The organism is Paraburkholderia youngii, assembly GCF_013366925.1.
Lineage (GTDB): Bacteria > Pseudomonadota > Gammaproteobacteria > Burkholderiales > Burkholderiaceae > Paraburkholderia > Paraburkholderia youngii.
This window is the reverse complement of the sequence record NZ_JAALDK010000002.1, coordinates 328,764-350,490: the sequence shown is the minus strand read 5'-3', so window position 1 is coordinate 350,490 and position 21,727 is coordinate 328,764. Positions and strand designations below refer to the sequence as shown.

The window sequence follows — 21,727 nt, the reverse complement described above, 5'->3', positions numbered from 1 at the left end:
ATGACAGCGCTCATACAGTTACGTATCAATAGACCGCTCACGCACGCCCGTACTGAAAGGCGCACTACCAAAAGGGGCCCTGCATCGTCGATGAACGCGGGGTGATAATGTCACCGTGCCCCATTAGCATCGCTGATGCCACGAGGGAACATGGACCTCAAGCAAATCCAGTACTTCATCGCACTATTCGAGGACGGCTCGGTCACCCGTGCCGCGAAGCGGCTGAACATCGTGCAACCGGCCCTGAGCATGCAGATCGCCAAGCTCGAGGACGAACTGCATCAACAGCTGTTCGAGCGCGGCGCGCACGGCATGGCGCCGACCGCCGCGGGACGGCTGATGTACCGGCTGTTTTTACCGATCGTGCGTGACCTTGCCCACGCACGGCAGCAACTCGTGCAGCGCGATGAAGTGGTGACGGGGCATGTCGGCATCGGGCTGATCGCATCGGTGACGGAAAGCGTGCTCGCGGATTCGCTGTCGCGCTTTCACGCGCGTTACCCCGATGTCGAAGTCACCGTCGCCGATGGCTACAGCGCGACCTTCATCGACTGGGTGGCGGGCGGGCAGCTCGATGCCGCCCTCATCAACAAGCCGCGCGCGCGCTTGTCGCTCGACTCGCGCCCGCTGCTCGACGAAGAGATGGTGCTAGCCACCAGCGCCGCGCATGGCCCCGACTTGCCGCATGCAATCGAACTCGCGCAATTGCCCGAACTGGAACTCGTGTTGCCCACCAAACGTCACGGCCTGCGCGGCGTGCTCGACAGCGCCGCGCAACACGAGGACGTGCTGCTCGCGCCGCGCTTCGAGATCGACGTGCTTTCGACGATTCTCAAGCTCGTCGAGCACACGCGCTTTGCGACGATTTTGCCGCGCATCGTCGTCGAGCGCGCCGCGCGGCACGGCACGTTGCGCGCGTACCCGATTCTGGCGCCTCGCATCGTGCGGCACATCGTCTGCGTGAATCATCCGCGCCGCCCGTTGAGCGCGGCGGCGGAAGCACTGATCGCGATCATCGGCGACGAGTTGCACCGCGCGTCGAGCCTGTCGGGCGACGAGCCCTCACACACCATCAAGGAACGATCTTCATGAACGCACGACACTGGATTGCCGGCGAATGGACCGGCACGCCCAACATCGACAGCATCGATCCCGCGACGGGCGAGGCCATCGGCCGGTTCGCCGACGGCGGATCGAGCGAAGCCGATGCCGCCATTGCCGCCGCTCGCCACGCGTTCGATCGCACGACATGGGCGCAAGACGCGCGCTTGCGCCAGGACGTGCTGCTCGGCTGGGCTTCGGCGCTCGAAGCCGAACGCGACATGCTCGCGACGCTGCTCACGCGCGAAAACGGCAAGGCGATCGCGCAATCGCGCGGCGAGATTGCCGGCGCGATATCGGAGGTGCGCTATTACGCGGGGCTCGCGCGCCATATTGCCGGGCACGTGCTCGAACCGGAACCGGGCACGATATCGACGATGCTGCGCGAAGCGGCCGGCGTCGCGGCGATCATCGTGCCTTGGAACGCGCCCGCCGTGCTGCTCGTGCGCTCGCTCGCGCCCGCTCTCGCGGCCGGCTGCACGGCGATCGTCAAACCGGCGGCGCAAACGTCGCTGCTCACGGCCGCGATGTTGCGCTGCTTCGAACACACGGCGTTGCCTGAAGGCGCGGTGAACCTCGTCAACGAACGCGGATACGCGGCCAGCCAGCGGCTCGTCGATTCGCACGGCGTCGACGTGGTGAGCTTCACGGGATCGACGGCGACGGGCAAGAAGATCATGGCGGCCGCTGCCGACAGCATGAAGAAGCTGTCGCTCGAACTTGGCGGCAAGTCATGCTGCGTCGTCTTCGACGATGCCGACATTGCGGCGATAGCGCCGCGTCTCGCGCGCGCCGCGACGATCATCTCCGGGCAGCAATGCACGGCGGCGCGCCGGGTGCTGGTTCATGCGTCGCGCGCCGCGGAGATGCGCGAGCACCTCGCGTCGGCGCTTGCGTCGCTGCGCGTTGGACCGGGCATCGATCCGGCGACGGATATCGGCGCGCTCATCGACGGCACGACGCGCGATGCGGTGGCACGGACGATCGAGCGCGCGTGCGGAACGGCCGAGCGTGTGCTGCTGCGAGGCACTTGCTCGGGGCACGCGTTTCTGTCGCCGACGCTCGTCGAGCATGACGATCCGAAGGCGTTCTTTTGCCAGGACGAGATATTTGGCCCGTTCGTCACGCTGGAGGTCTTTGAGAACGAAATGGAAGCGATCGAGAAAGCCAACGACACGGTCTTCGGTCTCTCGGCGAGCGTATGGACGCACGACGGAGCGCGCGCATTGCGCGTCGCGCGTGCGCTGCGCAACGGCACGGTGTGGATCAACGACCACAACAAGCTTTTCGCCGAAGCCGAAACGGGCGGGTATCGCCAAAGCGGACTGGGTCGGCTGCACGGCTACGATGCGCTGGCGGACTTCACCGAGTTGAAGCACATTTGCATGCCGGCCGGCGTGGCGGAAGGTATCGCGCCGTTGCGGTGAACGGCAGGGAGGCGAGTCAATGGATAGCGTGGATCTCGAAGTCCTGAAAAGCAGCGCGCGATGGCTGGCAGACGGGCATCGCGTGCTGCTGGTGACGGTCGTGAAGACGTGGGGATCGTCACCGCGTCCCGTGGGCGCGATGCTCGCGGTGCGCGCCGATGGGCAGGTGGTCGGGTCGGTGTCGGGCGGATGCATCGAAGACGATCTGATCGATCGCGTGCGGCAGCGAGGCATCGAACAGGAAAGTCCGCAGGTGCTGAAGTACGGCGTCAGCGCGCAGGAGGCGCATCGCTTCGGCCTGCCTTGCGGCGGCACCATTCAGCTCGTGCTGGAGCCGTTGACGCTCGCGAGCGATATCGCCGGGCTGTGTGCAGCGGTGGAGGCAGGCAGGCTCGTCGCGCGCACGCTCGACATGGCGACGGGGGCTGCGCGCCTCGAACCCGCGCAGGCGACGGACGGTCTTCTGTTCGACGGGACGACGCTGCTGAGCATCCATGGGCCCCGTTACCGGATGCTGGTGATCGGCGCGGGACAGTTGTCGCGCTATCTGTGCCGCATCGCGGTGGGGCTCGATTATCAGGTCACGGTATGCGATCCGCGCGAGGAATATACGGACGAGTGGAACGTGCCCGGCACGACCCTCGTTCGCGCCATGCCCGACGACACCGTGATGGACATGAAGCTCGACGAACGCTCTGCGGTGATCGCGCTGACGCACGATCCGAAGCTCGACGATCTCGCGCTGATGGAAGCGCTGAAAACGCCTGCGTTCTACGTGGGTGCGCTCGGTTCGCGTCGCAATAACGCGGCGCGGCGCAAGCGCTTGAAGGAGTTCGATCTCACCGATGAAGAACTCGCGCGCCTGCACGGGCCGGTGGGCATCTACATCGGCAGCCGGACGCCGCCGGAGATCGCCCTGTCGATACTGGCCGAATTGACGGCCGCGAAAAACGGCGTGTCGTTGCCGGAACTGCTGCGGGTCGAAGGCGCCAAGGCGGTCCGGGAGATGGCGGGCAACGCGGTGGGCTGTGACGCCTTGTGAGCGGAACCGATTTCACCACAGGTGCCGTAAGGCGAGCGGTCCATCGCTCAACTGCTGGCGCAGGAAATCGACCGCCACGCGCACCTTCGCCGTGGACGGCCTGCGCTGAGTCCCGTCCAGGTAAGTCAGTCGTTGTCGGCGTCGGGGGTTCCGGTATCGAATCCGGCGGCCTCGCGCAGCGCTTGCAGCATCGCCCGCGCACCCGGTGAGAGCCTGTCCCCGCGCCGTGTGACGATGCCCGCCGGCCCGAGCTTCAGATCGAGCTCGAACGGCAGCGGTTCGAGCGCGCCGGCAATGCAATACGGGCGCACCGGCTCGCGCGCAAGCGGCGCGATCATATCGCTGATCTGCAGCAGACTCGTGATGACAGGCAGCGATGAGCTCTCGACCACATCCGTTGGCAACGCGAGCTGCCGTTCGAGAAAAAGTTGTGTGAACTGATTACGCATCACGTTGCCCTTCGGCGGCAGGATCCACGTTTGCGGCGCCAGTTCGTTCCAACTGAGAGCCTTACGCTTGGCGAGCGGATGGCCAACGCGCGCGAACAGCGCGTGCTGAGCTTCTGCGAGCGGGGCGTAGTGCAGTTCCGCCAGATCGTCCGGATTGCGGATTCGCGCGACGATCATATCCAGCTTGCCTTCCTGCAAACGCTGCACCAGCACCTCGCTGAACTCCATCTCGATGTTGACGCGAATCTGCGGAAAGCGCTTCTTGAGTAGCGCCACGGCCTGCGGCACGAGGTTGGTGGCCGCCGTGACCTCGGTGCCGATCATCGCCTGCCCGGTCAGGCCGGCTTTGAGCGCGGACACTTCGTCGTACGCGTGCTGCAGCTCCGCCAGCACGCTGCGCGCATGGCGGATCAGCACCTCGCCGTACCAGGTGGGCTCGACACCGCGCGGATGGCGTTCGAACAATGGCACACCCATCGTCTCTTCCAGTTCCCGCAGCAACTTGGTCGCCCCGGGTTGGGTCATGTGCGCGGCGTCCGCCGCGCGCAATACCGAGCGATGGGTGTCGAGCTGAACGATCAGGGCCAATTGGCGCGTCTTCAGGCGCGTGGGGTCGAAGCGGCCCGGCGCGATGACCCCCGCGCCGCTGTCCGGATGAAGTGCCGAGCTCACGATGCCGCCTCCATGTATTCCGTATTGATATAGATCTTGCGTTATTTTTCATTATAAAAGCATATCGAACAATCCTACTATGCAGCAGTCGCCCTGCATTTCAAGGCGGGCGGTTTCCCATCATGGGCATCGAGACCGGCTGCATCCAGCATCCGCGCATGCAGCCGCACAGGAGGCGAAGAGGTAATGAACATCCGTACTGCAGACATCCCGCCGGAAGGCATCACCACCGACGAATTCCTCGGCCGCGTCGCCAAGGTCCGCAGCGCGCTCGACAAGGCGGGCCTGGTCGGCCTGCTTGCATTCGGCGATTGCTGGCGTGGCGCGAACATCGGCTACTTCACCGAGTTCCGCCCGCTCGACGGCGTCTCGGACATTGCCAATGCGATCCTGCTGCTGCCGGTGGACGGCGACCCCGTGCTGTTCGTGTCGGATCAATGCTTCGATTACGCGACGAGCGTGACCGCCTTCGAGGTGCGCAGTCTGCGTGAAGTCACGCAACAGGTGCAGGCCTTTTCTGCGCGGCACCGCAGCGGCACGGTCGGCCTCGCTGGCGCCGCCTATATCCCCGCGGACCTGTTGCAGCGCCTGAACGCCGGTCTCGGCGAACTGAAGCTCGAACCGACGATGGTGCTGGCCGAGATCAAGGCGATCAAAAGCGAGCCCGAGGTCGCGCTGATGCGCAAAGCCGCGGCCTTGACCGATTCGGCGATGGCCGCGATTCGCGACGCGCTCGCCGACGGCCGTCCCTACACCGAGCGCGAACTCGCTTTGATCGCCGACCGCGCGATGCTCGCGGGAGGCGCGGACCGGACCGCGTTCGATTCGATGGTGCAATCCGGTCCGCGCTCGGCGTATAACCTGGCGCGCCCCACCGACCGCATCCTGCAACCGGGCGACCTCATCATGACCGACATCGGTGCGCGTTATCGTGGGTACGTGGCCGACGGCGGACGCGGTTTTACCTACGGTCCGGCGAATCCAGAGAAGATGGCGATCGTCGCGGCAGCGGCGCGCGCGGTCGAAGCGGGGCTGGCCGCCGCGCGTCCCGGCATGGCGGCCATGGAGTTGAACGCGGTGATCCAGCAGGCGCTGGTGAAGTCGAACTACGAGCAATACTCGAGCGAAGCGCGCGGCCATGGCACCGGTCACGGCACCGGCATGGACCCGGAAGAAGAAGCGCCGTGGATCGGGCCGGGCAACAGGACCGTGCTGCAGGAAAACATGGTCTTTACGCTGAAGGCGACGATCACGGTGCCGAACGTCGGCGGCCTGCGCACGGAACGTATCGTGCGGTTGACCTCGGGCGGCGTCGAAACGCTCGACCATTTCCCGATGGAACTGCACTGGTGAGCACAGTGAACTGATCGTAACGTGCGGGCGGCCCTGCGCCGCCGACACGCAGCAGTTCAAAACATAGATTCCCAGAGAAGGGAGGAGACGTGAAAACATCGCCCATTTCATCCGGCAACGCGCCGGTTATCGGTCGGTCGGCCGTCAACCGTGTGCTGGTCGCCTCGGTGGTCGGGACCGCTATCGAGTGGTACGACTTTTTTCTCTATGCCACCGCTTCGGCGCTGGTCTTCGCCAAGCTGTTCTTTCCCTCGTTCGATCCGATGGTCGGCACCATCGCGGCGTTCGGAAGTTTTGCGGTCGGCTATCTCGCCCGGCCCTTCGGCGCCGTGTTTTTCGGGCACTTCGGCGATCGCATCGGACGTAAGGCGACGCTCGTCGCGACGCTGACGATCATGGGCGTCGGCACCTTCGTGATCGGCCTGCTGCCGACTTACGCCTCGATCGGCGTCTGGGCGCCGATGCTGCTGGTCGCGATGCGCTTCCTGCAAGGGCTCGGCGTCGGCGGCGAATGGGGCGGGGCGGTGCTGATGGTGGTCGAAACGGCACCGGCCAGAAAACGTGGTTTCTTCGGCGCGTTCCCGCAATTGGGCGTGCCGCTCGGATTGATGCTCTCGACCGCCGTGTTCAAAGCCGTCTCGAGTCTGCCGTCGGAGGCGTTCTACTCTTGGGGATGGCGCCTGCCGTTCCTGCTGAGCGTCGCGCTGATCGCGATCGGCCTGTTCATCCGCCTGCGCGTCATGGAGTCGCCGGTATTCGAACAGATCAAGGCGAGCAGGCAGGTCGTGAAAGCGCCGCTGATCGAATTGCTGCGCCGGCATCCGAAAGACCTCGTGCTGACGATCGGCACGCGCTTCGCGGTCGACATCACCTTCAACGTGATCAACGTGTTCGTGCTGGTGTACGGAACGACGCGGCTCGGCTTGTCGCGCGGACTGCTGCTGAACGCCATCATTGTGGGCTGCGTGGTTGCGCTGTTCACGCTGCCGCTGTTCGGCAAGCTGTCGGACGCTATCGGACGCCGGACCGTCTTCATGCTCGGCGCGGTATTCGTGGCAATCTATGGATTCGCGTTCTTCCCGTTGCTCGACACACGCAATCCGACTTTGATTTTCGTGGCGTACGTCTGCGGCATCGCGTTGAGCCAGGCGTCGGTGTACGGCGTGCAATCGACGTGGTTCGCTGAACTGTTCGGGACCCGGGTGCGTTATACAGGTGCTTCGCTGCCGTATCAAATCGCCGGCATCATCACGTCGGGACCGACGCCATTGATCGCCACCTATCTGTTCGCGACCTTTGGCCACACGTTGCCCATTTCGATCTATATCGCGGTGACAGGATTGCTGAGCCTCGTGTGCGCGTTTTTCCTCGCAGAGACTTTCAAGCGCGATCTGTCCGCGGAGCCGGGAGATGAGGCGGCCGTGGCGCCGGGCGCGCGAGCGTCCGCGCACTCGCCGCATCCTCTGGCGCGGTGAGTGCAAATCGATCCGGTTGCCGTGCCGTCCAGGACCTGGTCATTTTCGGTGCTGGAGCGGGAGCCAGGCGAGGGGGCGGCGTTCGAAGAAGCGCGATGACACCGGCACGACCAGATCTTTGCTTGAATTCCATTGGCCCATAGTGTCAGTTCAGGTGCTAGATATGGCAACTTCATTCTAGTAATACCTCCAGGGGGTAGGCAGCCCCAGCAGGGGCCAGGCGCCACGGCAAGACAGGAGCGCATCCACGTACCCCATCGTCGAGACGCTATCTGGGGGTGGCGACCGTTTGCGGCCCCTTCAAGGACCTTCTCCCAGGACTACCTCGCACTGGGCATTGATATAGCCTTGAATCTCCAGGATCCTGTTTCGGACGTCAGAAGGCTAATCTGGAGAAGCCGCGATGAGTTCTTTTTCCAGCGGATCCGAACGGCACCGAACACCGGTTCGTCATGTCGGAAGCGGCTCTGGAAGATTGCGCGAATGCGTTCGCCGCGTAGGCGGATCTTTCGCGGATCGAAGTTTGGACGGGGGACCCATTGATGGCGCAGGCCGGCACCGGTGCAGCACACGTGTTGCCGACCGCCGTTGCCCGGTGGTTCTCCGAGGAAGCGGACCTCTTGTGGGCGCTCGAGCACTCGATGCACACGGTGCACGTTGGTCTGCGGATCTACGCACTAGGTGCGAGTCAGTTCACAAACTCGGTACGGCAATTGGCTGACCGGATGGGGATCGCACGCGGGGTGATGAGGATTTCACACAGCCGCGCAGATTGATTTCGCTGCAAGGGTGATGATCGAGTTGTGACAAGTGGCTGAATCCCGGCCCAAGCTGGTCAAGCATGAGGAATGGGAATGGACCCCGTCTATACCGTACTGCTAATCGACGATCATGCGCTCTTTCGCAAGAGTGTTGCGCAGCTCATTCAGATGAATCAGGCGTTTCGAGTCGTCGGGGAAGCCTCGTCCGGCCGTGCAGGCGTTGAACTTGCGATTCAGCTCAAGCCCGATCTTGTCCTGGTCGATCTGAGCATGCCGGATATGAGTGGAATCGAAACGCTAGAGTCGCTACGGCAACATGGCGTACAAGCCCGCTTTTTGATACTGACCGTATCGGACAACGAGCGCGATGTCATCGCAGCTTTTCGCGCTGGCGCAAGCGGGTATCTATTGAAGGACATGGAGCCCGAGCAGTTGTGCCTTTGCCTCCAGAAAGCGCTGCAGGGCACGTCCGTGCTCAGCGAAGCGGTGACGGGCAAGCTGTTTGATGCTTTGTCCGCCAGACAGCCTCCTCACGTCAACGGGACGGGCCTCTCGCCACGCGAGTACGAAGTCCTGGAATATCTGGTAAAAGGCCTATGCAACAAGGAAATAGCGCGCAAGCTCGATATCAGCGTGGGAACCGTCAAGGTGCACGTCAAGCACCTGTTGCACAAGCTCGATCTGCATTCGAGGGTTGAGGCCGTCGTCTGGCACCAGGAGCACCATGCGCGCCGCAATCTGTCCCGTGGCTGACATCGCACGTCGATAGCCAGACGGAAAGAACTCGTCCTTCCTTCGCCAGCCGCTGGTACTATGCGAGTGCGGGCCGTTACGCATGGGTCTCCGCATCCGGTTGTCGATAGTCACGTGTAGAGCCGAGCGATGAAAAGCGAAAAAGATTCCGAGTTGTTTGCCAGTGAGTCTGATGAGACTGGCGACGGGAGGTCGATCGAGGCATTCCTTGGGAAGGTCGTCAAGGAGCACCGGACGAATCAGGGACTGACGATTGCCGACCTCGCGGAGCAAAGCGGTCTGTCGCGCAGCATGGTGTCGAAGATCGAGAACGGGCAGGTCTCGACCAGCCTGGACTCTATCGTGAGCCTTGCGCGCGCACTGGGCATATCGATTTCCGCGCTATTCAAGAACTTCGAGCATCGCCAGGGGAATGCGCAGCACGTGAAGTCGGGCACTGGAATGGAGGTAGTGCGGCGCGGTACCACCAAAGGGCACACGTATCATCTGCTCGCCTATGACCAGGGGCCCGTCAAGCTGTTCGAACCGTTCCTCATCACGCTGGACGACGAAGCCGAGGTATTTCCTACTTTCGAGCACCCCGGCACCGAGTTCATCTATATGCTGCAGGGAAAAATGGAATATCGCCATGGCAATCGCAGTTATCTGCTGCAGCCCGGCGACGCACTGACCTTTCAAGGTTCGGTTGCGCATGGCCCCGAACGACTAATCAAATTGCCCATCCGCTTCATTACCGTCATCATCTACGGGCACTCGCCCGACGTGAGTGAATAGCATTTCACCTGCGTTCTGGCATCACGACCTTCCACAAACTGGCGCGCCGGCGGGACGACTGCCTTTCGCGCGCCACGGCATCAACTAGCGCACGGTCGAACTGACAGCGATTGAGCGCTGCGTCGACCGAGCGCACATCGACAAGTTCGACGCCTCGCGCAAATCCGCACCTGCCTGTCGGGGGTGCGCACTCATCCCGCTCTTCGCATTCACGCTATTCAAAAGGCAAGCTTTCGACAGATACGTGTCGCGAGCATAGATGTACCACGGACTCGGGGTGGGGATTGCAGAGCATTTTTGGGGTAGACGGGAGCGATTTTCTGGGTGGTGGGATTACATGCATCGCGATACTCCCCCATGGGTAGAAAAGTCGTACGGGTGTTTCCTGACAAGAAAAAAAGTTGATTCACGTTGACGGTGGCGTTTTATCTGGCTACTGTTGTGCTCAACGACTCTCCACTTCGGTTCGATGCGCACCATGTCCTCCTCCATGCACCGCTTCACGCTTACCCTTTCGTGTCCCGACCGCATCGGGATCGTTTCCGCTGTAAGCACGTTCCTGGCCGAACATCACGCGTGGATCACCGAGGCCACTCATCACGCGGACGAGATCGAAAAGCGCTTTTTCATGCGTCATGAGATTGCAGCGGAGTCGCTGCCATTCGGCATCAACGCGTTTCGCGAGCGCTTTGCCAACATCGCTCGCGAGTATGCGATGGACTGGAAGATCTCCGACAACTCGGTCAAGAAGCGGGTCGTGATACTCGTATCGAAGCTCGAACACTGTCTCTACGATCTGCTCGCGCGCTGGAAGGCGGGTGAGCTGGACATCGAGATTCCGTGCGTGATCTCGAATCACGAGACGTGGCGCAGCTTCGTCGAGTGGCACGGCATTCCGTTTCACTACGTGCCCGTCACCCCCGACAACAAGGCACAGGCGTACGACCAAGTCCAGCGCCTGTTCGACGATGCGCGCGCCGACACGATGGTGCTCGCGCGCTACATGCAGGTTCTGTCTCCGACCCTTTGCTCGGCCTATCCGGGGCGAATCATCAACATCCATCACTCGTTCCTGCCGAGCTTCGTGGGCGCCAAGCCTTATCACCAGGCATACGGGCGCGGCGTGAAGCTCACGGGTGCCACCTGTCACTACGTGACGGAAGAACTGGACCAGGGGCCGATCATCGAGCAGGACGTGATTCGCGTGCGCCATTCGGACCGGCCAGACGATCTCGTGAGGCTTGGCCGCGATATCGAAAAGGCCGTACTGGCGCGGGGCTTACGCTATCACCTCGAGGATCGTGTGCTCGTCCACGGCAACAAGACCATCGTCCTGCGGTAGTTGCTCGGTCATCTTTGGTTGTTCAGGTCGCAGAGTCGCCCCCTTGCGGGGCAACACAAAGGAGTGTGTGTTATGCCATGGCGTCTTGTCCGCTTCGCTCTCTCGAAGAAACACCCCGAACCGAGAATGTTTACCAGACACGACACGTTGCGTCGTTCATATGACGTGGTGATCATCGGCGCTGGAGGCCACGGTCTTGCGTCGGCGTACTACCTTGCGAAGGAGCACGGCATTACGAACGTAGCAGTGCTGGAAAAGGGGTATATCGGTGGAGGTAATACCGGGCGTAACACCACGATCATCCGCTCGAACTATCTGACGCCCGAAGGCGTGAAGTTCTACGACGAGTCCGTGAAACTTTGGCAGGACCTTTCTCAGGACTTCGACCTCAACCTGTTCTATTCGACGCGCGGCCACTACACGCTTGCCCATACCGATTCTGCGATGCGCACGATGCGCTGGCGCGCGGAAGTCAACAAACACTACGGGGTGGATTCGGAAGTCGTCGGGCCGAACGAAGTCAAGAAAGCCGCGCCGATGATCGATATTTCATGCGGGGGTGTCGCGCCGATCATGGGAGCGCTGTATCACGCGCCAGGCGCCGTCGCGCGGCATGATGCCGTGGCTTGGGGTTACGGGCGCGGGGCGGATCAGCGAGGCGTCGAGATTCATCAGCAAACCGAGGTGCTCGGCATCGACGTGGTGGGGGGCAAGGTCAAAGGGGTGAAGACCTCGCGCGGCTACATCTCGACGAACAAGGTGCTGTGCGCCGTCGCGGGCTCGACCCCTCGCATGACGGACATGGTAGGCGTGCGCACGCCCATCTTCATCCATCCGCTTCAGGCGATGGTGAGCGAGCCGCTCAAGCCCTGGCTCGATCCGATCCTCGTGTCCGGCAGCCTGCATGTCTACATCAGCCAGTCGGCGCGCGGGGAACTCGTGATGGGTGCGTCGCTCGATCCGTACGAGCTGCATTCGACCCGCTCCACGCTGGATTTCGTGGAAGGCCTCACTGCCCACATGCTCGAAATGTTCCCGTTCCTGTCGCACGCGAAGGTGATGCGGCAATGGGCGGGGATGGCCGACATGACGCCTGACTTTGCGCCCATCATGGGCAAGACTCCCGTTGAGGGCTTCTACCTCGATGCGGGATGGGGCACCTGGGGCTTCAAGGCCACGCCCGTATGCGGCAAGACGATGTCGTACACGGTGGCGAACGACACCAGCCACCCGCTGATCGAGGGTTTCTCGCTTGACCGGTTCCGCCGCTTCTCGCTGACGGGCGAAAAGGGTGCGGCATCCGTTGGCCACTGACCTGGAGAAGACGATGAAGATCATGACCTGTCCGGTTAATGGTGCGCGCCCGATGTCGGAGTTTACATACTGGGGCGAGATACGGCCGATGCCAGACCCGCTGGTCGCGGACGATGCGCAATGGGCCGACTACGTGTTCTGCCGCAACGGCGCTGCGGGCGTGAAGCAGGAGTGGTGGTGCCACACCTCGAGCAACACGTGGTTCATTGCCGAGCGCGATACTGCGAAAGATCTCGTGCTGCGTACTTACCTTGCCGGCGCGGAGGCCTGAATGCGTCTCACACCTCATCGCGGCGAATGGATCACACGCAATACGCACATCGGCTTCTCGTACGAAGGCAAGCACTATAGCGGCCTTACAGGAGATACGATCACGAGCGCACTGTGGGCATCCGGCGTGCACGTGCTCGGCCGCAGCTTCAAATACCACCGGCCACGCGGCGTGCTTTCGCTCGCCAATCACGATGTCAACGTGATGCTTCAGGACGGCGCGAGATTGAATGTGCGCGCAGATGTGACGGCCCTGACGCAGGGCAACTGGCATTCGGTCAACACGTTCGGCGGCGTGGACGCGGATCGAGGGCGCGTCATTGGCAAGCTCGCCGCGTTCCTCCCCGTCGGCTTCTACTACAAGGCGTTCCACAGCAAGCGCTGGTTTCCGCGTTGGGAACGCATGTTTCGCGCGATGACGGGCCTTGGTACCGTCGACTTCAACGCGCCGCATATTCGCACACCGAAACGCTATGGCTTCTGTGACGTCCTCGTGATCGGCGCGGGCCCGTCGGGTCTTTCGGCGGCGCTCGCTGCGGCTCAACAGGGCGCCGACGTCGTCATCGTCGACGAGAACGCGCGCATCGGCGGCAGCGGCGGCTATCAACTGGGTGGCGACGAGAAGCGATTCGAGCGGACCCGTGAGCTGGAGACGGCGGCGCTTGGACACCCGCGCATCCGCGTGATGACGGAAACGCTCGCGGCGGCGTATTACGCTGACCTGTGGGTGCCTCTTGTGGAGCCGACCCGCATTACGAAGATGCGCGCGAAAGCGGTGATCGTCGCGAGCGGTGCATTCGAGCAGCCGGCAGTATTTCGCAACAACGACCTGCCCGGTGTGATGCTGGCTTCGGCGGCGCAGCGACTCGCGTATCGCTACAGCGTCGCGCCCGGGAAACGGGCCGTGGTGCTCACGGCCAACGCCGATGGCTATCGCGCGGCACTGGACATGCTCGCTCGCGGCATCCCGGTCGCTGCGGTCGTGGACCTGCGCGCATCGCACAAATGCCAGGAGCTCGAACGCGTTCTGAGAGCGAAGGGTGTCGACGTGCTGATGTCGAGCTGTGTCGTCGAGGCCGTGCCGGACGCCAAGGGCAGCCAGTTGACGGGCGTACGCGTCGGCGCGTTCTCGGCGGAAGACGGTTTGCGCGCCTCGACGGTCGCGACGCGCCTGATCGAATGCGACACGTTGCTCATGAGCGTGGGCTGGGCGCCCGCGGCGAACCTTCTGTACCAGGCCAACACGAAGATGCGCTTCGACCATGACGTCGAGCAGTTCGTGCCGGAGCAGTTGCCGCCCGGTGTCTTCGCGTGCGGCCGTGTCAATGGCGTCTATACGTTCGAGAGCAAGATGCTGGACGGCGCGCGCGCCGGCATTCAGGCGGCGGCGCGCAGCGGCTTCTGCGATGTGAAGACGGCGAGCGCGACCGGGTCGCGTCTCGCGGAGCAGGAATCGCCTTCTCATCCCTGGCCGATCGTGGGCCATGATTCCGGCAAGAACTTCGTGGATTTCGACGAGGACCTGCAACTGAAGGACTTCGCGAATGCGGTTCAGGAGGGTTTCGACAACATCGAACTGTTGAAGCGCTTCTCGACAAACGGCATGGGGCCGAGCCAGGGCAAGCACTCGAACATGAACGGCCTGCGCATCCTTGCACGGCTCACCGGCAAAAAGCCGCAGGAAGTCGGCACGACCACGGCGCGGCCGTTCTTCCATCCGGTGCCGATGTCGCATCTCGCCGGCCGTGGTTTCAATCCCGAGCGGCGCACGCCGCTGCACGCGCAGCATCAGTCGCTCAATGCAGTCTGGATGGCGGCAGGGGTCTGGCAGCGGCCGGAGTATTACGCGGTCCCGGGCAAGGCGCGCGGGGCATGCATCGAGGAAGAGGCGCTCGCGGTGCGCAATGGCGTGGGCGTCATCGACGTGGGCACGCTCGGCAAGATCGAGGTGCGCGGGCCGCAGGCCGCCGAATTTCTGGAACGCGTGTACGTGTCGAAGTACGCAGGCCTGAAGCCCGGCATGACGCGCTATGCGGTGATGTGCGACGAATCGGGTGTGGTGATCGACGACGGGGTGATCGCGCGTCTCGCGGATGATCACTTTTACTTCACGACGACGACCTCGGGCGCTGCCGCCATCTATCGCGAGCTGTCGCGGCTCAACACCATCTGGCAACTCGATTGCGGCATCGTCAACGTCACGGGCGCGTTTGCGGCGGTCAATCTCGCCGGCCCGGCGTCGCGTGCGGTGCTGGCCAGGCTCGTCGATCTGGATCTGTCGTCCGCCGCGTTTCCGTATCTCGGTGTGCGCGTGACGGGCATCGCGCTCGATCAGCATCGCGTGCCAGCACGGCTCATGCGGGTCGGCTTCGTCGGCGAATGGGGCTACGAAATCCACATTCCCGCCGAGTACGGCGCAGCGCTCTGGCGCACGCTTCTCGAAGCCGGCAAGGAACACGCCATTCGTGCATTCGGTGTCGAAGCTCAGCGTCTGTTGCGGCTGGAGAAGGGCCACGTGATCGTCAGCCAGGACACCGATGGTCTGACGACGCCGCGCGACGCGGGCATGGAATGGGCCGTGAAGATGGACAAGCCGTTCTTCGTCGGCAAGCGCAGCCTGCAGATCATCGACAGGGCGCCGGCCAAACAGCGCCTCGTCGGCTTTGCTTTGGACGCGGGTCAACGCGAAACCGGGCTGCGCGAGTGTCATCTCGTGATCGATCGCGGCGAGATTGCGGGGCGCGTGACGAGCGTCGCATGGAGCGCAACCCTGAAAAAGACGATCGGTCTCGCGTTCGTGCGGCCGGACCAGACCGAGCCCGGCACGCGCATCAGCTTCCGTTTGACGGATGGCCGGATGGTTCCCGCAACGGTCGTTTCCACACCGTTCTACGACCCGGAGAACGAACGTCAGAAGGACAGCGTCACGACCGAAACCGCTTCGCCGAAAAAGGAGACCGCATGAACGCGCCACTTCGAATGAGCCCGGTCAGCGATGCACGCAAGCCGGCGAGCCTGCGATGGAGCGTGCGCGACGACATGCGCGTCGTCGAGCAGATCGATGACGCAGACAGCGCACGGGCACAGACGCTCGGGATTGCCGACGTTTCGTACCTTGCCCGCACCGGCTTCAAGGGCAATGGCGTGGCCGCCTGGCTACAGGCACAGGGCATTCCCGTGCCGGCGCAGCCCAATAGCTGGGCGCCGCTCGCCGCCGGTGGCGTGGTGTTGCGGCTGGGCCTCGCCGAGTATCTGATCGAAGACGGAGTCATTCAAGGCAGCTCGGTGCGGATGTCGCATCTCGACACGCCCGTGCACGTGTATCCCGTGCTGCATCAGGATGTCGCGCTCGTGCTGTGCGGCGAAGCGGTGCACGAGTTGTTGCTGCAAACCTGCAATGTCAACTTCCGCGCGCTCGATCTGGCGGCCCGGCCAGTCGTGCTGACCTCGATGGCGGGAGTCGCCGTCACCGTCATGCCAGGCGCCCGGGCAGGCAAGCCTTACTACCGGATCTGGGCCGACGGAACGTACGGGCTGTATCTGTGGGAAACCTTCTCGGGCATCGCTGCCGAGCTTGGCGGCGGCCCGGTCGGGATCGCCGCGATTACGGATATCGATCAGTCGCCGCCCCGGTAGTGAGCACGTGGTCGACGCGGGCGCGAACACGGGCCAGCGTTCTCCGAAACCCCTGGACTTATTACGTTTGAGGACATTCACATGACCCCCGAATTCGCCCGCAAGTTTCTAGCAGAAAACGAGATAAAGTACATCCTCGCCCAGTTTGTCGACATCCACGGAGTGGCGAAGACGAAGTCCGTGCCCGCCGCTCACCTGGACAGCATTCTGACGGCAGGCGCCGGTTTCGCAGGCTTCGCAGTGTGGGGGCTCGGTATCGATCCGCAGGGGCCTGACTTCATGGCCGTCGGCGACATCGACACGTTGCAACTCGTGCCATGGCAGCCGGGCTACGCCCGCATCGTGTGCGATGGACATGTCAAGCGCGAACCCTGGCCGTTCGAAAGCCGCGTGACGCTCAAGAAGCAGGTGCGGCGTCTCGAAGAACGGGGCTGGATTTTGAACACGGGCCTCGAGCCCGAGTTCTCCCTGCTGCGCAAGGGCCCCGACGGCGCGATCGTGCCATGCGATCACACCGACGCGTTGCCCAAACCCTGCTATGACTACAAGGGGCTCTCGCGCTCGCGCGAGTTCCTCGAACGCCTGACGGATGCGCTCATCAAGGCAGGCATCGATGTCTATCAGATCGACCACGAAGACGCCAACGGCCAGTTCGAGATCAACTACACGTACACGGATTGCCTGAAGTCCTGCGATCACTACGTCTTCTTCAAGATGGCGGCCGCGGAGATCGCGAACGAACTCGGCCTGATCTGTTCGTTCATGCCGAAGCCCTTCGCGAACCGGCCCGGCAACGGCATGCATATGCATATGTCGATTTCGGACGGAAAGAAAAACCTCTTCGCCGACGACCACGACGAGAACGGTCTTGGCCTTTCGAAGCTCGCGTATCACTGGACGGCGGGCATTCTCAAGCATGCCGCGGCGCTCACGGCGATCTGCGCCCCGACGGTCAATTCATACAAGCGTCTTGTCGTGGGCCGTTCCTTGACTGGCGCGACATGGGCACCCGCCTACGTGAGCTATGGCGACAACAATCGTTCGTCGATGGTGCGTATTCCGGGCGGCCGGATCGAACTGCGCCTGCCCGACGCCGCCTGCAACGCATATCTCGCGACGGCCGCCGTGATCGCGGCCGGGCTCGATGGCGTCGAGAACCGTCTGGAGCCAGGCAAGCCGTGCAATGCCAATCTCTACGAAATGTCCCCGCAGGAACTCAATGAGCACGGCATCAGCATCCTGCCGCAGAACCTCTCGGCCGCGCTGCAGGCACTGGAGCGCGATGAAGTGATGCTCGAAGCGCTGGGACCGGCGGGCGGGGAATTCCTGCGTCTGAAGAACATGGAATGGATCGAGTACATGCGCCATGTGTCGGACTGGGAACAGAAGACGTACCTCGAATTTTTCTGACCAAAAACCAGGACAGTTTGTCGATTTGAATGTGATCGCGAGGAGAAAACGATGTGCGGAATTGTAGGATTACTTGTTAAAAAGCCCGAGCTGCGGGGCCGGCTCGGAGAATTGATGGTGCCGATGTTGCTGGGCATGACGGAGCGGGGGCCCGATTCGGCAGGGTTGGCCGTGTTCACGGAGCCCACTGCGGATGGCGTGCGCAAGATCAGCCTCTACTCGGGCCTCACCGATGAGGGCGCCGACTTCAACTGGCAGGGGCTCGCGCATGAGTTGAACGAGCATCTCGGCGCGAAGGCGTCGGTGCATGCGAAGGACAATCACGCGATCCTGAGCGTCGCCATCGATCCCGAGACGGTCAAGCACTGGATCCGCGAAACACATCCCCGGCTGCATGTGCTGTCGACCGGCCGCATGATCGACCTGTACAAGGACACGGGCACGCCCGGCATGGTCGCAGACCGCTACGCGTTCAGCGCGCTGACGGGCACGCATCTGGTCGGCCATACGCGTATGGCGACGGAGTCGGCCGTGACGCCCGATCGGGCACACCCGTTCACGGCTGGCGAAGACTTTTGCCTCGTGCACAACGGCTCGCTGTCGAACCCCAACGGCGTACGGCGCATGCTCGAACCGCATGGCATTCGCTTCGACACGGACAACGACACGGAAGCAGCATGCCGTTTTCTCGAATACCGGCTGCGTGAGGGCGACGATCTCGAAACCGCCTTGCAAAAGGGCTTCGAGCAGCTCGACGGTTTCTACACGTTCCTGATGGGCACGCCGGACAAGCTCGCGCTGATCCGCGATCCGTTCGCGTGCAAGCCGGCCGTCGTGGCCGAGACGGACGACTTCGTCGCCATTGCTTCGGAGTTCCGCTCGCTCGCGCACCTTCCCGACATCAAGCACGCGCGTGTTTTCGAACCGGCCCCAGAGGAGATGTACGTATGGACAGTGTGAACTTCGACCTGGCGTCCGCCTCGGTGACCGACGTGAATGGCTTCCTGCATCGCGAGGCCGCGCAAGCGGGCACGCGCAAGGTGTTCATCTCCAATCCCGATGGTGCGCACAACATCGCCGTGGGACTCGATTTGCCCATCGAGGTGGAGATCGACGGCCACGCGGGCTACTACGCCGCCGGCATGAACAAGGAAGCGAAAGTGACGATCTCGGGTAGCGCCAGTACGGGTGTGGCCGAGAACATGATGAGCGGGCGCGTGCACGTGAAGGGCTTCGCCTCCAATGCGGCGGGTGCATCCGCGCACGGCGGTCTGCTCGTCATCGAAGGCGATGCGGGCTTGCGTTGCGGCATCTCGCTCAAAGGGGCGGACATCGTCGTGAGGGGATCGGTTGGGAGCTTTTCGGCGTTCATGGCGCAGGCCGGCCGGATCGTGATCTGCGGCGATGCGGGTGATGCGCTGGGCGACTCGTTGTACGAGGCGGTGATCTACGTGCGCGGCAAGGTCAAGTCGCTGGGTGCGGATGCGCGTGAAGAGCCGATGCAAGGCGCCGACGTGGAAGCCGTTGCACAGCTGTTGCGCGCAGCCGGCCCGGCATTCGCCGAGTTCGACCCCAAGGAATTCAGACGCGTAGCATCGGCTCGCTCGCTGTACCACTGGAATGCCGACGCGAATCAGGAATATTGAACCAGGGACCCCGCCATGGAAATCAAGCCCGTACACATGAAACACATCGCCACTGAAGAGTCCTGGGGCTTCGACCGCAAGACGATCGACTATATCCAGAACGCCGCGGCACACGGACTGTATGAGATCCGTGGCCTGGGGGCGAAGCGGCGCGTGCCGCACTTCGACGACCTGCTGTTTCTCGGTGCATCGCTGTCGCGCTATCCGCTGGAGGGATACCGCGAGAAGTGCGTGACGAAGACGGTGCTCGGCACACGCTTCGCCAAAAAGCCGATCGAACTCGCGATTCCCATCACGGTTGCGGGCATGAGTTTCGGTGCGCTGTCGGCCAATGTGAAGGAGTCGCTCGGCCGTGCGGCCACGGAGATGGGCACCTCGACGACGACCGGCGACGGCGGTATGACACAAGAAGAGCGGATGTCGTCGAAAACGCTCGTCTATCAGTGCCTGCCGTCGCGCTACGGCTTCAATCCCGACGACGTGCGCAAGGCGGACGCCATCGAGGTCGTGATCGGACAAGGCGCGAAGCCGGGTGGCGGCGGCATGCTGCTCGGCCAGAAGATCTCGCCGCGTGTCGCGAAGATGCGCACGCTGCCCGAGGGTATCGACCAGCGCTCGGCATCGCGCCATCCGGACTGGACGGGCCCCGACGATCTGCAGATCAAGATCCTCGAACTGCGCGAAATGACGGATTGGGAGAAGCCCATCTACGTGAAGGTTGGCGCGACGCGCACGTTCAATGACGTCAAGCTTGCGGTGCATGCCGGCGCGGACGTGATCGTCGTCGACGGCATGCAGGGCGGTACGGCGGCCACGCAAACCTGCTTCATCGAAAACGTCGGCATTCCGACGCTTGCCGCCCTGCGCCAAGCCGTTGACGCACTCGAAGACCTCAACATGAAGGGGCAGGTGCAGCTCATCATCTCCGGGGGCATCCGCAGCGGCGCCGACATTGCGAAGGCGCTGGCGATGGGCGCCGACGCCGTTGCGATCGGTCAGGGGGTGCTGGTGTCGCTCGGCTGCAATAGCGCTTCGTACGTCGAGGACGGCCACCATGTCAACGCGCTCGACGACTATGCGCGACTCGGCACGGCGCCTGGTTTCTGCCACCATTGCCACACGGGCAAGTGTCCCGTGGGCATCACGACGCAGGACTCCGTGTTGCAGGAGCGGCTGAAACCCGATGTCGGCGCGAAGCGTTTGAAGAACTATCTGAAGACGCTGAACATGGAGCTGACGACGATCGCGCGAGCGTGCGGCAAGCAGAACGTGCATCACCTGGAGCTGGAGGACCTCGTGGCGCTCACGGTCGAAGCAGCGGCGATGGCCCGCGTGCCGCTTGCCGGGACCAACTGGATCCCCGGCGTGAACGGCGCACGATGACGGCGCAACTGATCGACGGCCGCCACCTCGCGCGACGTCTGCGCACGCGCTTTCGCGAGCGCGTGGCGGCCTTGTCCGTGCGAGGTGTCGTGCCCGGTCTCGCGGTGGTGCTGGTCGGCGACAACGCCGCGTCCGAGCTGTACGTGGCGAACAAGGTGAAGGCGTGCGCGGAATGCGGTGTACGTTCGTTCATGCATCGCTTTCACGCGGACTGCCGCGAGGCGGAACTGCTCGACCGAATTGCCGCCCTCAACGTCGAGCGCAGCACGCACGGCATTCTCGTGCAACTGCCGTTGCCGCCGCAGATCAACGTGCGGCGCGTGCTGGAAGGCATCGTGGTCGACAAGGACGTCGACGGTTTTCATCTGTACAACGTCGGCGCGCTGGTGGTGGGCAACTCGATCTTTCCGCCTTGTACGCCGTACGGGGTCCAGCTTCTGCTCGAGACGACGGGAATCGATGTGGCGGGGAAAAACGTCGTGGTAGTAGGCGCGAGCAATATCGTCGGCAAGCCGATGGCGTTGATGTTGCTGCAGAAGGAAGCGACCGTCACCGTTTGCCACGTGAAGACGCGGGACCTCGCACAGCACACGATACACGCCGATATTCTTGTCGTTGCGGCGGGCAAGCCCGGGCTCATCAAGGCCGAGATGGTGAAGGAGGGTGCGATCGTCATCGACGTCGGGATCAACCGAATGCAGGACGGGCGCATCGTCGGCGATGTGGACTTCGAGCCCGTGCGCGAGCGGGCGGCATGGATCACGCCGGTGCCGGGCGGCGTGGGTCCGATGACGGTCACGATGCTGATCGAGAACACGCTGCGCTCCGCCGAACGGTTTGCGGACGGCCAGGCGTTTCACCCGCCGCAGCCGTTCTGGCAGGTGCCGGCAAATTAGGCGGCAAATTATTCTGCTTCATC

General features: G+C 63.1%; 18 protein-coding genes. 17 read left to right on the top strand and 1 reads right to left on the bottom strand.

Features of this window, described 5'->3' with window-relative positions:
- The first annotated feature begins 150 nt into the window (after positions 1-150).
- From G5S42_RS32870 to G5S42_RS32860, 3 genes are read left to right on the top strand one after another with little or no spacing between them, the layout of a single operon-like run.
- Positions 151-1,092, top strand: a complete 942-nt coding sequence (locus G5S42_RS32870; RefSeq protein WP_176110962.1) for a LysR family transcriptional regulator — start codon at positions 151-153, stop codon at positions 1,090-1,092.
- Positions 1,089-2,528 carry an aldehyde dehydrogenase family protein gene (locus tag G5S42_RS32865; RefSeq protein ID WP_176110961.1) on the top strand — a complete coding sequence of 480 codons (1,440 nt, stop codon included), beginning with the start codon at positions 1,089-1,091 and terminating at the stop codon, positions 2,526-2,528. Before G5S42_RS32870 ends, G5S42_RS32865 begins: the two co-directional genes overlap by 4 nt.
- 19 nt (positions 2,529-2,547) lie before the next feature.
- Entirely contained in the window at positions 2,548-3,570 is a 1,023-nt protein-coding gene (locus tag G5S42_RS32860) for an XdhC family protein (RefSeq protein WP_176110960.1), read from the top strand.
- Positions 3,571-3,695: 125 nt separating this feature from the next.
- Here G5S42_RS32860 and G5S42_RS32855 read toward each other — a convergent pair whose 3' ends face one another.
- Positions 3,696-4,691 (bottom strand): LysR substrate-binding domain-containing protein, encoded by a 996-nt coding sequence (locus G5S42_RS32855; protein ID WP_176110959.1) that lies wholly within the window; start codon positions 4,689-4,691, stop codon positions 3,696-3,698.
- A 186-nt stretch (positions 4,692-4,877) separates the two neighbouring features.
- Here G5S42_RS32855 and G5S42_RS32850 point away from each other — a divergent pair, with 186 nt between their 5' ends.
- From G5S42_RS32850 to folD, 14 genes are all read left to right on the top strand, one after another.
- Positions 4,878-6,044 (top strand): M24 family metallopeptidase, encoded by a 1,167-nt coding sequence (locus tag G5S42_RS32850; protein ID WP_176110958.1) that lies wholly within the window; start codon positions 4,878-4,880, stop codon positions 6,042-6,044.
- A gap of 89 nt (positions 6,045-6,133) precedes the next feature.
- Positions 6,134-7,519 carry an MFS transporter gene (locus G5S42_RS32845; RefSeq protein WP_176110957.1) on the top strand — a complete coding sequence of 462 codons (1,386 nt, stop codon included), beginning with the start codon at positions 6,134-6,136 and terminating at the stop codon, positions 7,517-7,519.
- An 854-nt stretch (positions 7,520-8,373) separates the two neighbouring features.
- Positions 8,374-9,033 carry a two-component system response regulator NarL gene (gene narL / locus G5S42_RS32840; protein WP_176110956.1) on the top strand — a complete coding sequence of 220 codons (660 nt, stop codon included), beginning with the start codon at positions 8,374-8,376 and terminating at the stop codon, positions 9,031-9,033.
- A gap of 129 nt (positions 9,034-9,162) precedes the next feature.
- Complete coding sequence (relB, locus tag G5S42_RS32835) at positions 9,163-9,807, top strand: type II toxin-antitoxin system RelB family anti-toxin (protein ID WP_176110955.1); 645 nt, start codon at positions 9,163-9,165, stop codon at positions 9,805-9,807.
- 469 nt (positions 9,808-10,276) lie between these two features.
- The gene (purU, locus tag G5S42_RS32830; RefSeq protein ID WP_217710233.1) at positions 10,277-11,149 is read left to right on the top strand and encodes a formyltetrahydrofolate deformylase; all 873 of its coding nucleotides are present in this window, start codon (positions 10,277-10,279) and stop codon (positions 11,147-11,149) included.
- Positions 11,150-11,275: 126 nt separating this feature from the next.
- Positions 11,276-12,463: an FAD-dependent oxidoreductase gene (locus G5S42_RS32825; protein ID WP_246392237.1), complete on the top strand. Its 1,188-nt coding sequence runs from the start codon at positions 11,276-11,278 to the stop codon at positions 12,461-12,463.
- A 13-nt stretch (positions 12,464-12,476) separates the two neighbouring features.
- Positions 12,477-12,734: a sarcosine oxidase subunit delta gene (locus G5S42_RS32820; RefSeq protein ID WP_176110953.1), complete on the top strand. Its 258-nt coding sequence runs from the start codon at positions 12,477-12,479 to the stop codon at positions 12,732-12,734.
- Complete coding sequence (locus G5S42_RS32815) at positions 12,735-15,698, top strand: glycine cleavage T C-terminal barrel domain-containing protein (RefSeq protein ID WP_176110952.1); 2,964 nt, start codon at positions 12,735-12,737, stop codon at positions 15,696-15,698.
- A complete protein-coding gene (locus G5S42_RS32810) occupies positions 15,695-16,369 on the top strand; it encodes a hypothetical protein (protein ID WP_176110951.1) in 675 nt (224 codons plus the stop codon). Before G5S42_RS32815 ends, G5S42_RS32810 begins: the two co-directional genes overlap by 4 nt.
- 81 nt (positions 16,370-16,450) lie before the next feature.
- Entirely contained in the window at positions 16,451-17,779 is a 1,329-nt protein-coding gene (glnT, locus tag G5S42_RS32805; protein WP_176110950.1) for a type III glutamate--ammonia ligase, read from the top strand.
- Between the two features lie 51 nt (positions 17,780-17,830).
- Positions 17,831-18,739 carry a class II glutamine amidotransferase domain-containing protein gene (locus tag G5S42_RS32800; RefSeq protein WP_176110949.1) on the top strand — a complete coding sequence of 303 codons (909 nt, stop codon included), beginning with the start codon at positions 17,831-17,833 and terminating at the stop codon, positions 18,737-18,739.
- On the top strand, positions 18,727-19,425 hold the full coding sequence (locus tag G5S42_RS32795; protein ID WP_176110948.1) for a GltB/FmdC/FwdC-like GXGXG domain-containing protein: 699 nt from the start codon (positions 18,727-18,729) through the stop codon (positions 19,423-19,425). Before G5S42_RS32800 ends, G5S42_RS32795 begins: the two co-directional genes overlap by 13 nt.
- 15 nt (positions 19,426-19,440) lie before the next feature.
- Positions 19,441-20,808 (top strand): FMN-binding glutamate synthase family protein, encoded by a 1,368-nt coding sequence (locus G5S42_RS32790; RefSeq protein ID WP_176110947.1) that lies wholly within the window; start codon positions 19,441-19,443, stop codon positions 20,806-20,808.
- The gene (gene folD / locus G5S42_RS32785; protein ID WP_176110946.1) at positions 20,805-21,704 is read left to right on the top strand and encodes a bifunctional methylenetetrahydrofolate dehydrogenase/methenyltetrahydrofolate cyclohydrolase FolD; all 900 of its coding nucleotides are present in this window, start codon (positions 20,805-20,807) and stop codon (positions 21,702-21,704) included. Before G5S42_RS32790 ends, folD begins: the two co-directional genes overlap by 4 nt.
- Positions 21,705-21,727 lie beyond the last annotated feature (23 nt).

Bases quoted from the DNA above. Each gene is read 5' to 3' on its own strand.
- G5S42_RS32870 (WP_176110962.1), top strand. From the start codon at position 151: ATGGACCTCAAGCAAATCCAGTACTTCATCGCACTATTCGAGGACGGC.
- G5S42_RS32865 (WP_176110961.1), top strand. From the start codon at position 1,089: ATGAACGCACGACACTGGATTGCCGGCGAATGGACCGGCACGCCCAAC.
- G5S42_RS32860 (WP_176110960.1), top strand. From the start codon at position 2,548: ATGGATAGCGTGGATCTCGAAGTCCTGAAAAGCAGCGCGCGATGGCTG.
- G5S42_RS32850 (WP_176110958.1), top strand. From the start codon at position 4,878: ATGAACATCCGTACTGCAGACATCCCGCCGGAAGGCATCACCACCGAC.
- narL (WP_176110956.1), top strand. From the start codon at position 8,374: ATGGACCCCGTCTATACCGTACTGCTAATCGACGATCATGCGCTCTTT.
- relB (WP_176110955.1), top strand. From the start codon at position 9,163: ATGAAAAGCGAAAAAGATTCCGAGTTGTTTGCCAGTGAGTCTGATGAG.
- purU (WP_217710233.1), top strand. From the start codon at position 10,277: ATGCGCACCATGTCCTCCTCCATGCACCGCTTCACGCTTACCCTTTCG.
- G5S42_RS32825 (WP_246392237.1), top strand. From the start codon at position 11,276: ATGTTTACCAGACACGACACGTTGCGTCGTTCATATGACGTGGTGATC.
- G5S42_RS32820 (WP_176110953.1), top strand. From the start codon at position 12,477: ATGAAGATCATGACCTGTCCGGTTAATGGTGCGCGCCCGATGTCGGAG.
- G5S42_RS32815 (WP_176110952.1), top strand. From the start codon at position 12,735: ATGCGTCTCACACCTCATCGCGGCGAATGGATCACACGCAATACGCAC.
- G5S42_RS32810 (WP_176110951.1), top strand. From the start codon at position 15,695: ATGAACGCGCCACTTCGAATGAGCCCGGTCAGCGATGCACGCAAGCCG.
- glnT (WP_176110950.1), top strand. From the start codon at position 16,451: ATGACCCCCGAATTCGCCCGCAAGTTTCTAGCAGAAAACGAGATAAAG.
- G5S42_RS32800 (WP_176110949.1), top strand. From the start codon at position 17,831: ATGTGCGGAATTGTAGGATTACTTGTTAAAAAGCCCGAGCTGCGGGGC.
- G5S42_RS32795 (WP_176110948.1), top strand. From the start codon at position 18,727: ATGGACAGTGTGAACTTCGACCTGGCGTCCGCCTCGGTGACCGACGTG.
- G5S42_RS32790 (WP_176110947.1), top strand. From the start codon at position 19,441: ATGGAAATCAAGCCCGTACACATGAAACACATCGCCACTGAAGAGTCC.
- folD (WP_176110946.1), top strand. From the start codon at position 20,805: ATGACGGCGCAACTGATCGACGGCCGCCACCTCGCGCGACGTCTGCGC.